Annotated in this window: 11 protein-coding genes; 10 read left to right on the top strand and 1 reads right to left on the bottom strand. The window is 37.5% G+C overall.

Annotated elements, in window-relative coordinates; translation table 11 throughout:
• Nucleotides 1–152: 152 nt before the first annotated feature.
• From ACIQZ2_RS09330 to trmB, 6 genes are read left to right on the top strand one after another with little or no spacing between them, the layout of a single operon-like run.
• Nucleotides 153–3,176: a tetratricopeptide repeat protein gene (locus ACIQZ2_RS09330; RefSeq protein ID WP_395768587.1), complete on the top strand. Its 3,024-nt coding sequence runs from the start codon at nt 153–155 to the stop codon at nt 3,174–3,176.
• A 6-nt stretch (nt 3,177–3,182) separates the two neighbouring features.
• Entirely contained in the window at nt 3,183–4,922 is a 1,740-nt protein-coding gene (locus ACIQZ2_RS09325; RefSeq protein WP_395768586.1) for a hypothetical protein, read from the top strand.
• An 11-nt stretch (nt 4,923–4,933) separates the two neighbouring features.
• Complete coding sequence (locus ACIQZ2_RS09320; RefSeq protein WP_395768585.1) at nt 4,934–5,908, top strand: SPOR domain-containing protein; 975 nt, start codon at nt 4,934–4,936, stop codon at nt 5,906–5,908.
• Between the two features lie 4 nt (nt 5,909–5,912).
• The gene (locus ACIQZ2_RS09315) at nt 5,913–6,686 is read left to right on the top strand and encodes a hypothetical protein (protein ID WP_395768584.1); all 774 of its coding nucleotides are present in this window, start codon (nt 5,913–5,915) and stop codon (nt 6,684–6,686) included.
• Nucleotides 6,687–6,688: 2 nt separating this feature from the next.
• Complete coding sequence (locus ACIQZ2_RS09310) at nt 6,689–7,978, top strand: bifunctional folylpolyglutamate synthase/dihydrofolate synthase (protein ID WP_395768583.1); 1,290 nt, start codon at nt 6,689–6,691, stop codon at nt 7,976–7,978.
• 5 nt (nt 7,979–7,983) lie between these two features.
• Entirely contained in the window at nt 7,984–8,649 is a 666-nt protein-coding gene (gene trmB, locus ACIQZ2_RS09305; RefSeq protein ID WP_395768582.1) for a tRNA (guanosine(46)-N7)-methyltransferase TrmB, read from the top strand.
• Between the two features lie 32 nt (nt 8,650–8,681).
• Here trmB and gap read toward each other — a convergent pair whose 3' ends face one another.
• Complete coding sequence (gene gap / locus ACIQZ2_RS09300) at nt 8,682–9,674, bottom strand: type I glyceraldehyde-3-phosphate dehydrogenase (RefSeq protein WP_395768581.1); 993 nt, start codon at nt 9,672–9,674, stop codon at nt 8,682–8,684.
• 505 nt (nt 9,675–10,179) lie between these two features.
• Here gap and ACIQZ2_RS09295 point away from each other — a divergent pair.
• The 4 genes from ACIQZ2_RS09295 to ACIQZ2_RS09280 all read left to right on the top strand — a co-directional run.
• Complete coding sequence (locus ACIQZ2_RS09295; protein WP_395768580.1) at nt 10,180–10,998, top strand: 2,3,4,5-tetrahydropyridine-2,6-dicarboxylate N-succinyltransferase; 819 nt, start codon at nt 10,180–10,182, stop codon at nt 10,996–10,998.
• A 53-nt stretch (nt 10,999–11,051) separates the two neighbouring features.
• The gene (locus tag ACIQZ2_RS09290; protein WP_395768579.1) at nt 11,052–11,891 is read left to right on the top strand and encodes a S1 RNA-binding domain-containing protein; all 840 of its coding nucleotides are present in this window, start codon (nt 11,052–11,054) and stop codon (nt 11,889–11,891) included.
• Between the two features lie 83 nt (nt 11,892–11,974).
• Nucleotides 11,975–12,460, top strand: a complete 486-nt coding sequence (locus ACIQZ2_RS09285; protein WP_395768578.1) for a helix-turn-helix transcriptional regulator — start codon at nt 11,975–11,977, stop codon at nt 12,458–12,460.
• Between the two features lie 219 nt (nt 12,461–12,679).
• On the top strand, nt 12,680–13,093 hold a 414-nt coding region (locus ACIQZ2_RS09280), incomplete at its 3' end, for a hypothetical protein (protein ID WP_395768577.1).

Raw genomic sequence — 13,093 nt, 5'->3', positions numbered from 1 at the left:
TAGAAAGGGTAAAATTAAAAAAATACCGCATATCTTTTATGAATTGGACATTTATTGGTCAAAAACCTTTAAAATATTTTCAGAAATGCCAACAATATTTTAAAAGAAAAATCGTATTTTTGATTAATTGTGCATGCTGTAATCAAATTCTAATGCGGATAAATAAAAAATCAACTAGTTGGATAGTAGCCATACTCATTTTTGGCATCACCTATTGTGCTCAAGCACAGCAAACCTTTATATACAAGGATCAAACTTTGCACTTTCGGCAGGCTAAAGAATATTTTGATGCTAAAAATTATGTAGCGGCGAGGGAAGAATTCAATGCATACTTAGGTAGCATTGAACCGATGAGCCATGAACAATCAGGTCAAAAAGTGCTTGCGGAATATTACATTACGATGTGCTCGCTTTATATGAGCCAACCAGAAGCTGAAATACTCGCAGAACGATTTGTAGCTAATAACCCAGAGCATCCGCAAGCGGTCAAGTTGTTACGTGGCATAGGAACTTTTTTCTATGAAAATGGCGATTACGCTAAAGCCACAAAATACCTATCTCGCTCATCAGAAACGAATTTAGAAGCTAAATACCGCTTGGGTATTTCCTATTATGAGTTAAAGAATTTTGTAGAGGCACTGGCCGTATTTAATGATATCAAAACGGAACAGGATGAAGAATATGCATTCTCTGCAGCCTATTATGCGGCTATTATTCAATTCAATGATAAGCGTTATGCGGATGCGGCACCTGATTTTATCAAAGCCGAAGGAAGTAGCAAATACCGGAGAGAAATTGCCAATTGGGTCGCTTTGTGCTATTTCAATCAATCGAAATTCACTGATTTATTGAATTATGCTGAGCCTATTTTGGCTAAAAAGAATTCGGGTTACCGGATAGATGAACTATCTCAATTGGTAGCTGATGTCCAATTCAAAATGGATAAATTTGAAAAAGCGGCTAAAAGTTATGAAGTATTAATTCGCGCAAGCAATGGCAAAATCAATCCGCTTGCGCAATATCGCTTAGGTTATTCGTTGTATCGAACTAAAAAATTCAATGAATCAGCTAATCAGCTCAAAGGTTTATTAGCCGCAAAGGATAGCTTGAGTCAATATGCCGCCTTTACACTTGCTCTTGCCCAATTAAATGCAGGGAATTTGGTTGCGACTTTAGACGCATTTGAAATCGCAAAGAAGCTGCCATTTAATGCCGCCATTCAAGAGGAGTCAGCATTCAATCATGCGAAAGTCCAACTTGACCTAGGACATGCTTCAGAGACGATTCAAGAGATTCAAGCATTTAATACCCAATATCCTACCAGTAAATTTGCCAATGAGGCTACCGAGTTAGTGGCTGATGCATTTCTTAATTCGAATAATTTGGAAGTAGCATTAAGCTATTTAAAGGGAATTACCAAGCGCTCACCAAGACTCAACGAAGCTTATCAAACGTTAAGTTATAATTTGGGCGTTCGCGCATACAATGATGAGCGATTTGAAACTGCTATCGATTTATTTAATAAATCGATTGAAACAGCCCAAAAAGAACAATATACAGCCTTAGCTAGCTTAGGTAAAGCTGAATCCTTGAGCCAACTGAAGAAATTCGAGGATGCCATTGAATTATATAACCCATTATTGAGCGGAAAAGGACAAACGGAAGACTTTATCCAGCAAGTTCGTATTGGATTGGCATTTGCATACTTCAATACCAAGGAATTCACGAAGGCCAATAATTTGTTTAAAGCCTATGTAGATCGCTTAAAAGCGACACCAAATTCTAAAAACAATCCGACCATCTTGATTCGCTTAGCTGATACCTATTTGATTTCACGCAAATACCAAGATGCCTTAACATACTATACGCAGGCAGCTGATTTAGCGAAGTCGGAAAAGGATTATGCCTTATTTCAAAAGGGCATGACCTTGAGTTACTTAAGCCGTGATGCTGAAGCTCGTCAAACGTTCAAACAAGTACGTAACAACTTCCCCGATTCTAAATATGCGGAAGATGCCCTGTATCAAGAAAATTTACTTTTGTTCAATGGGAACAATTATAAAGAAGCCATTACCGGGTTTAGTGAAATCATTGAGGCCAAAATGAAAGGTGAGTATTTAGCTTTATCAATTCTTAAGCGGGCACAAGCTTATACGAATACGGAACAATTTGAATTGGCATTAGCTGATTATAAACGAATCATCAATGAATTCTCAGGTGAAAAAATCGCGAAAGATGCCTTAATTGGATTACAAGAAAACTTAATTAAGGTGGGACGTCCAGAGGAATTTGGTCAGGTATTAGAAAATTTCCAAAGCTCCACGAATGCAGTTGAGGATAACGATGCCATTGATTTAAAATACAGTGCAGCCAAAGGAATCTATGATGGTAAGAAGTTTGATAAGGCAATTCCTGCTTTAAAAGAATTTGTTTCCAAATATCCATCAGATGAAAACGTGGTGGAAGCGTACTACTTGATAGCTGATGCTGCAGATCAGATTAAGGATTCCACAGAAGCCTTACAAGCATATAAAAAAGTTATTGAACAAAATGCGCATCCGCAAATCAATAAAGCTATCACGCGAGCGGCTGAACTTGAATTAAATGCAGGAAATACACTCGGAGCAGTATCATTCTATCGAATGCATGCGAGTAAAAACCCGGAGGTTGAAAATCAACTAAATGCTTATAACAACATTTTCAAGGCATTTTATGCGGCTAAACAACTAGACTCTGTTGCAAAAGTTTTTATAGAAATAGAGCCATTGAACTTGTATAGCACAGAAGAAAAAGCAAAAATGAGCCGTGCATTAGCTGAAGCTTTTTCAGATAGTTCATCTGTTTCTTTACGATTAGAATGGTTAACTAAAACCATTGCTTTAGATCCTAAAGGGGATATCGGGGCTGAGGCACAATACCAGTTGGCCTATCAATTATCCAAAGAAGCCAAATACAAAGAATCCAATGACATGATTAGCAACAAGTTCAAAAACGAATTTGCAGATGCATCAGATGCGGTTATTGGAAAAGCCTATATTTTGTTGGCGACCAACTTCGTATCATTGAAAAATTTACCACAAGCGAAAGCCATATTAAAATCAATCATTGATAATTCTACGGATAACCAGGTGATTGAACTCGCCAAAACAACCTTAAAAAGCTTACCCCTAAAATAATTGTATATGAAATTTCAAATGAAAGCCAATCCATTTATCATTTGTAGTGTACTCATGCTCGGGGTATCAGCTTCTGTTTTTGCGCAGGATAAGAAGGAAGGTAATATTCAGAATGATGATATCATTTTGGAGAAGGAGCGTAAGATTGTACTCCAACCGCAAATTTCCCGCAATTTTGAGCCTTTGAATGAGATTGAAAACACGCAAAAGGGGCGCAAAATGAAATATGAGTTTTTTGATCGCAAATGGGAGTCTGGTAGCAACACCTTATTAACGACCTCCATAATCGGACCACGTGAAGGCGATGAACTGATTTCTTCGTATGGACCCAAATTTAAAAACATCATCAAAATAGGAGCAGGTAATTATGGCCATACCTTGTTAAATGGGCATTTTGGATTTACACCTAAGGAAAATCAGTTTCAAGGAGTTTATATAAATCATGATTCCAATCGGAGAGGCCCAGTCAGTTTAGGAAATTCAGGCCGGAATGAAAATGAAGCGAAGGTATACAGTAAAACATTTACGGGGAATTATTTCTTAGATGGCCAAATCAGCTTTAAACGTACTGAGAATAATTACTATGGACGTCCAGAATCTGCATTCCTTTCAACACCATTTATTAAGGATTTAGATATCGCTTACAACAAATTCAGCTATTCCGGTAGTATTTCTAATGCAAAAAAAGATGTTAAGTGGGATTACATTGCATCATCAGGCTTAACGTATTTGACAAATAACTACACAAGTAAAGAATGGATTTGGGAAAGTAAACTTCAAGGCATCCTGCATGTCAATGATAATTTTTCTGCCTATTTAACTGGGGAGATGAATTTATCAGAAAACACTTTTGAAAAAGCCAACGATCGAAGAGAGCTTTATCGTGTTAAACCAACTTTCCTTTATAAAAACAATCGTTTGTCTTTAACAGGAGGATTGAATATCGTCAATGAGAAAGAACAAAGACTTACGTTAAACAAAACCCGTTTATTCCCCTTATTAAAGATTGATTTTAAACCAACTGATTTTATACATTTATTCGTGGGATTAGGCGGTGATACTTACTTTAATAGCTATAATCAATTTACTAATGAGAATAATTGGATGGCGCCACGTTTAGCACCCAACTTGCTGAATACAACGCAAAGTTCCAATATCTACGGTGGAATCAAGGGTTCAAATGAACGTAATTTAGATTTTGAATTAAAATTTGGTTATTCAGAATTCACCAATTTAGCGATGCTCGTAAATTCAACGTTGGATCCGACCCATTTCGAAGTAAAGTATGCGAATACGAAAGTAGAAAAATCAGCGAAAGTATTTAATATGTCAGGACAAGTAAACTATCAAACGTTTGATAAAGTATTGTCCATCTTAAAATATGATTTTAATTCGTATCAAGATTTAGCATATGGTGATGCTGAGTTAGCAACAATTGATAAGCCCATTCATCGTCCTTTGATGAATTTATCATTTACAAACTCAATTACCTTTAAAGATAGAATTATTGTTTCGCCCGATATTTTTTACATAGCTGGATTGTATAGCTTTGAAAAGTCATTGACTCCAAAGGCTGAACAGATGGATGATATCATCGATTTGAACTTAAAGGTGAATTATTTAATCACCAAAAAGTTTAATATCTCCGTGAGCGCAAATAACTTATTAGGAAAAAATTACCAACGGTATTTGAATTACATTAATCAAGGACTCAACTATACGGTTGGTGTAGCATACTCATTTTAATTAAGACGTTGATGAATATAATGATTGAATTTATTGAGCGTTTACTTTACACCCACGATTGCGTGATCATACCGCATTTTGGTGGATTTGTATTGAATACGAAAGACTTTCAATATTTAGAGGACGATCAACTACTAGTTCCGAAATCCAAATGGGTTGCATTCAATGAGCGACTTCAATCCGATGATGGTTTATTAGCAACCAGTTGGGCCAAAGAAATGGGAGTGAGCCAAAAGCAGGCATTTACAGCCGTTCATCAATTTGGACAATCGTTAGCAGAAACCATTAAGGCGCAATCACAATTTCAATTTGGAAACATTGGCGTATTTAGCGTGAATGCCTCAGGTCGTTTTCAATTTGAGCCAAATCAAACGTTAAATTTTGATTTAAATCAATACGGATTAACACCTGTATCGATAGGACAAGCTAGAAAGAAACCTGTATTACAAGAAAATCCGATTGAGAAATCAGTTGAAGATTTACCAACAATCCAACCTGTCAAACGGACCCGTCAAAATCAATTTTATGCTTATGTGTTGCTAGCGTTTTTAATTGGCGGCATGGCAGCCTTTTATTTGACGGAGCCTAATACACATCAGGTCAATGGATCTTTCAGTCCATTAACAATTCGAAACAAAGTTAACAAGGCTGAAAAAACAGTAGAAATCAATCCCGCAAAAAATGATGTACCTATAAATACAGAAAAGCCTGTCGAAGAGCAGGTAAAAAGTATAGTAAATGCGGCGCCAGAAGCATCAGGCATTTACTTGGTGGTGGGTAGTTTCATAACGGAAGCGAAAGCCGCATCCTGTCAGGCAGATTTAGTAGCGAAGGGTTTCGAAGATGTGAAAATCATCGCTAAAAGGGATGGCGAAAAGTATTTCCGGGTTAGTTTAGGGGAGGTTACCACCTTTGATGCAGGGTATGAAGCAGCGGCCCGCATGAAGACAGAAAATAAATTAGACATTTGGGTTTATAAAAGATAGAGATATGAGCATTAGCTATTCACAAAAAAACTTTGAAAGAAAGAATCAAATAAAAGCCTTGGTCCTTACCGTTTTGATCAATGCGGTATTGTTTCTTTTAATTTGGCAGGTGAAAATTTGGAATGAATCTCCAACACCGAAAATCCCGAATACCGCAGAAGCTCAAACGGGTGAAATAACCTTCGAGCAAGAGCCACCAGCTCCTGAACCTGAGGCAAAGCAAGAAATTACCCAAACCACAGAAGCAGAACAGGTTAACACCGCTGAACCCATTACGAGTAAAGCAGAAAGTCCTGTAACCGTAAAAAAAGCCCCTGAGGTCGCCAAAAAAGAGGTAAAAGAAGCAGAACCCGTAATTGATAATAGTTATATTTTTAATAAAAGAACTGCAAATAATAATGCGTCTGGAAATGGTAATGGTTCAGGAAGTAGCGCTGGAAATGGTAATGGAACTGGCTCTGGAGCAGGTGGCGGTGGAAAAGGTAATGGTGCCGGCGCAGGAAGTGGTGAAGGAAAGATTGCACAGGAGTGGACTTTTGATTCATCGCCTTTGAAGGGTATCGATAATGGTAGTGAAACAGGTGAAATTACTTTCTTCATTCGAATCAATGAAAAAGGAAACGTTACAGAAATTAGAATTGACCGAACCAATGTGAAATTATCACTGGCAGAGCGCTACAAAAAACTCATCAAAAATGCGCGTTTCTCTCCCAAAAGTGAAGGAATCAGACGAGGAGCCAGTGGTTTTAAAACAATAAAAATTGTGCCTACCAACTAATCATGATGAGTTTCGAAGAAGTCATGAACTTCTTGTATGCGCAATTACCTGTGTTTCATCGCGAAGGCAAAAAAGCATATAAACCTGGTTTAGGGAATATTGAGAAGCTTTGTCAGCAGTTGGGCAATCCACAAGATTCTTTTATATCCTTGCACATTGCAGGCACAAACGGCAAGGGGAGTAGTTCCCATTTTATGGCCTCCATTTTAAAGGAACATGGCTATAAAGTAGGTCTATATACCTCTCCGCATCTTAAATCCTTTACCGAGCGTATCAAAATCAATGGCCAAGAGGTTGAAAAACAATGGATTGTAGATTTTTTTCTTCGTAATAAACCCTTGTTAGCCGAAATTAAACCGAGTTTTTTTGAATGGACCGTAATAATGGCCTTTCAATATTTCAAAGAAAAAGGTGTCGATTATGCCATTATCGAAACGGGACTAGGGGGACGATTGGATTCGACGAACGTCATAAAACCTTTGGGGTGTTTCATTACCAACATTGGTTATGACCATCAAGATCTACTAGGAGACAGTCTTGAATTAATTGCCGCTGAAAAGGCTGGAATTATCAAATCACAAACACCGATCTGCATCAGTGAAAAACAAGCGGAAACGGCTGCTATTTTTTTAAATATGGCGGCTGTAGAACAAGCACCTATTCAATTTGCCCAAGATGAAGTTTTGGTAGAGAACTCAAGCTATTCGATTATGGGCTTACAAATGGATGTGACGGCAAATACTTGGGGGAAATTTCAAGTTCATAGTCCGTATGCTGGCATTTATCAGATAAACAATATTCGAGGCGTTATTGCTTGGTGTGAACAGTTGAATTCATTAGGAAAACTGCATTTGGAGTTGGCTAAAATTCAATCAGGAATAGCTAAATGTCGTCAAAACACCCAATTAAGAGGTCGGTGGGAGGTTTATCAAGAAAAGCCATGGATCGTAGCCGATACAGGACATAATGAATCAGGCATACGTCAAATTTTGGAGCAGGTAAAACAATATAAGCCACATAAGTTGACAATTATTCTAGGAATGGTTGCCGACAAAGATATCAATCGAGTTTTTTCTTTGTTTCCCAGAGAAGCGCATTATCTATTTACGGAGGCTAAAAACCCACGCGCATTACCGGCACAAAAATTAATGGAAATAGGTAATCAACATGGACTAAAGGGGAGTATATCGGCAAATGTGAATGAAGCCATCAAGGAGGCCCGTTTATCAGCCTTAGAATCCGATTTTATATTAATAACGGGCAGCACATATTTAGTAGCTGAAATAGATTAACGGTTTTGAGTAGACAAAAGACATATAAATATGAATGGGCGGAGCGACTAGCAAACGTCATTCAATCACCTAAGCCTTTCTTTTCCATTTGTCAAGGAAACTGGAATCAAAGCTATTTTAAGAATTCCAATAAACTCGTGGTTGAGTTAGGCTGCGGGCGAGGTGAATACACGAATGGTTTAGGAAAGCTGTTTCCAGATATGAATTTCATAGGCGTGGATGTCAAGGGGGATCGTTTAGCGGCAGGAGGACGAGAGGCAGATGGCTTAGGCTTAAAAAACGTAGGTTTCTTACGAATTCAGATTCAATTTATTGAAGATTTTTTCGAACATGGCGAAATTGATGAAATCTGGATAACCTTTCCAGATCCTCGATTGAAGGACCGAGATGAAAAAAAACGCTTAACCTTTCCATTTTATTTAGAAAAATATTTGCGCTTACTCAAACCCAATGGACTTATACATTTAAAAACGGATTCGGAACCATTCTTTGATTATTCGATGGAGCAATTTCGTTTATACGGCTTAGCGGTTTTGGCAGAAACAAAAAATCTGTATGAGTCGGAGTGGAATGATGATCACTTTGGAATAAAGACTCGATTTGAGAAGATTTGGTATGATAAAGGGTATTCAATCAATTATGCACGTGTTCAAAACAAAAAAGAGGCCTGAGCCTCTTTCTTATCATAAAACATGGACTTGCATTATCCAACGCGAGCGATCAAATCAGCAGCACGAGAAGAATAACCAAATTCGTTGTCATACCAACCAACAACTTTCACCAGGTTACCCATAGCGGTTGTTAATTTAGAATCCAAAATACAAGAATGTGGGTTTCCGATAATATCGATAGAAACGATTTCGTCAGTAGTGAATTCCAAGATACCCTTCATTGGGCCATCAGCAGCAGCTTTTAGAGCGGCATTGATTTCCGCAACGGTAGCGTCCTTCTTTAATACAACAGTAAAATCAGTTACCGATCCATCCGGAGTAGGAACACGCATTGCATTTCCATCTAATTTTCCTTTCAAATGTGGAAGAACTAAGCCAACAGCTTTAGCTGCGCCAGTAGATGTAGGAATAATTGAATATGCAGCAGCACGAGAACGACGCAAGTCGGCGTGTGGAGCATCTTGTAAGTTCTGGTCAGCCGTGTAAGCATGAACCGTTGTCATAAATCCTTTCTCGATACCAAAAGCGTCATCCAAAACTTTAGCCATAGGAGCCAAGCAGTTGGTAGTACAAGAAGCATTTGAAATTATTGTCATGTCGTCCGTTAGGGTATTATCATTTACACCCAATACGACCGTAGGAATATCACCTTTAGCAGGAGCAGAGATAATTACTTTACGAGCACCAGCAGTTAAATGTTGACCTGCACCATCTTGATCAATGAAACGACCTGTAGATTCCAAAACAACATCAATTCCTAAAGCACCCCATGGTAATTGCTTCGGATCACGTTCAGCGAATGCTTTAATTGCATGACCATTTACCGTTATGCTATCAGCATCAGAAGAAACTGTCCCGTTAAAACGACCGTGAACTGAATCATACTTTAATAAATGAACTAAAGTAGCGTTGTCAGTTAAATCATTAATTGCTACGATTTCTACATTTTCTTTTTCCAATAAACGACGGAAAGTAAGTCGACCGATGCGACCAAAACCATTAATGGCAACTTTAATTTTTTTCATTGAATGAATTAATTTGATTTCCTTAGTAAAAATCAAAAATAGCACTTTCATTGAACAATTCCAAGAATTGAGAAATAATAAACCATCATTTAATCGTTTAAAATAGAATATTGAACAATTGTAAACGGAATATTTATATTTAGCAAAATAGACAATTGTAGCTATTTTGAGAAAATTTTTCTCGGATACGTTTTTTATTCAAGATTATTTTGCATATTTGTGTAAGGAATTGCTGCTCGAATCCAGTAGGGCAGGGGAGTGACAGAATGTCACTTGTTCTTTTAGCTAATTTTAGGCTTACAAATTCACCAAACTTTATTTTGTACAAATTATCAACTAACTGATAATCAATAACTTAGCTCATTAAAGTTTAAGTTAAATTTATCTCATATATTTGGCCCAAATTCCGTTAAAATGGAATTTAAACCTTGATTATTTTCTATTTCAATTTCGATTAAATTAATTAAGTGGTAATTTGCAGCTTCAAATTTTGGATACTAAACATATGAATTCAGTCGAACAAATCATTTTATCCGCATGGGATACCCCGGAAACCAGAAATACACCAGCAGTTATCGCTGCTATCGAAGAAGTTGTTGCTAAAGTAGATGCAGGCGAGTTAAGAACTGCGGAGCCCTTGGCAGATGGAAGTTGGCAAGTAAACGAATGGGTAAAAAAGGCCATCGTAATGTATTTCCCAATTCGTCAAATGGAAGTAAGTGAGGTTGGTATATTTGAATACCATGATAAAATGCGTTTAAAGACCAACTATAAGGAATTAGGTGTACGTGTCGTTCCACCTGCTGTGGCTCGTTACGGTGCATTTTTAGCAAAAGGAACAATCTTAATGCCATCTTACGTGAATATTGGCGCGTACGTTGACGAAGGAACTATGGTAGATACCTGGGCTACCGTAGGAAGCTGTGCGCAAATAGGCAAACATGTGCATTTGAGCGGTGGTGTAGGTATAGGGGGTGTTTTAGAACCACCACAAGCGGCACCTGTCATAATTGAAGATGGAGCATTCATCGGTTCACGCTGTATTGTGGTAGAAGGTGCTCATATCGGCAAAAAAGCTGTACTTGGAGCTGGGGTTACCATCACGGGATCTTCCAAGATCATTGATGTTTCAGGACTTGAGCCGGTAGAATACATAGGTTATGTACCTGAAAATTCGGTTGTTATTCCAGGTTCCATTCAAAAGAACTTCCCAGCTGGCACGTATGGCGTACCTTGTGCGCTTATTATTGGAAAACGCAAAGAAAGCACGGATTTAAAAACCTCATTGAATCAAGCACTGCGCGAAAACAATGTGGTAGTTTAAACTAAAATCTATCCTTACCTTTACAACCCGGTTCAAACAACCGGGTTTTTTTTATGGAAAATGAATTAAAAATTGGTGAATACAATCACCTACGCATTATCAAAGAAGTTCCATTTGGTTTATACTTGGATGGCTATGAAGATGAAATCTTACTCCCATTACAATATGTACCGGAAACCTATGAAATAGATCAATTCATAGATGTTTTCATTTACAGAGATTCAGAAGATCGAATTATCGCCACCACCTTACGTCCAAAAGCAACCATCGATCAATTTGCTTACCTTGAAGTTAAGGCAGTAACACCGCTAGGTGTATTCATGGAATGGGGATTAGCAAAAGATTTATTCGTTCCATTTAGCCAACAGTTTCAAAAAATGTCAGTTGGCCGCTCTTACCTGGTATATATTTACCTAGATGGACAAACAGATCGCATTGTTGCATCAGCACGTATCGAAAAATTTCTTCCATTAACTGATGGTTCTGAATTTACAATTGGCGACAAAGTAGAGGCAATCCCCTTTGAACATACTGACTTGGGCATTAAGTGCTTGGTAAACAATTGTAAAATTGGAATGCTATTCAAAAATCAAGTGTTTACAAATTTAACTTTTGGAGAAACTACATCTGTATACATTTCCAACATCCGGCCAGATGGCAAACTGGATCTACGTTTAGAACCCGTTGGCATGATACGCATCGATGCGCAAGCAGAACGTATTCTTTCAGCTATTAAGGAAAACAATGGTTTATTAAAGCTGCATGATAAAAGCCCTGCTGAAGAGATTTACCTACACTTGGGCATGTCAAAAAAGGACTTCAAAAAGGGAGTTGGCGCTTTATACAAAAGTAAACTAATCAGCTTGCATAGTGATTGTATATCACTTTTGTAAATTACAATTGTGCTTATTTTCGAATTTGTTTTTGTTAACTTTTAATTTACTTTTGTAATAATTAAAGTTTACAATATACAATTATGAATTTAAGTGAGAAGATCGAATTGTTAATTAAGCGCAAGCAATTGAGTGCGTCTCAATTTGCTGATAAATTAGGAATACCCCGTAGTAGTATTTCTCATATACTTTCTGGCCGTAACAAACCAAGTTTAGATGTCGTACAAAAGATTCTCCGCGTATTTCCAGAGATAAGCGCAGAGGATCTATTGTTTGAGGATCGTAGCCTAGGAGCTTCTATTCTATCGAGTACTCCTAAAGAAACCATTGCTATACCGTCGCCATCTCTTTTTGATGCTATTGAACCTGCGCCCTCAGAATCGCCTGTAAATATTTTACCTGAGCCAACGATCGTACAATCAAATCTCAGACGTCCAAAGGAAACGACAACTTCAACTCGAACCGAACCGATTATGAGTTCGGCAAAACCGGAACGATTAGAAAAGACCATCGAGCGCGTACTTATTTTTTACAGTGATGGGACTTTTTCGGAAAGCCGTCCTATGTAAAAAAGCAATTTTAAACTTATCCACGACTTATCCACAGTTGTGAACATTTGGTTACAATCGAAAAACACTTATCCACATTTTTATGTGGATAAGTGAGAATAATGTGTACAATTGGTAAAATTGTTAACAAATTGAATCGAAATTTATCCATTCATTAAGCCATTTGCCTAATAGAAATCCCTAATTAAATGCTTAATTTTAAGCATAATACCTGTTTTTATGCAAAAAATAGACTCATTAAATCAAGTTGCTGAGTTCCATAAAACCTTTGGAGCGCCCATATTAGCTAATCCTACGATTCCTTCACCTGAGCGTTGTGCTTTACGTGTAAGTTTATTGTCCGAAGAATTAGATGAATTAAAAGAAGCCATTGCAGCCAATGATATTGTAGAAATTGCTGATGCATTGTGTGATTTACAATATGTTTTATCAGGAGCTGTATTAGAATTTGGAATGGGAGAACGCTTTGTTGACCTATTCAATGAGGTTCAACGTTCCAATATGTCAAAAGCCTGTCAAAGTCTTGAAGAGGCTGAATATACGGTTAAGTTTTACCAAGACAAAGACGGTACAGAGGCTGAAATTAAGGAAGAAAATGGCCTGTGGAAGGTGTACAGAAAATCGGACAATAAA

Source organism: Aquirufa sp. (assembly GCF_044342065.1).
In the GTDB taxonomy this organism is placed as follows: domain Bacteria; phylum Bacteroidota; class Bacteroidia; order Cytophagales; family Spirosomataceae; genus Aquirufa.
This window is presented reverse-complemented; position numbering and strand designations above follow the sequence as displayed.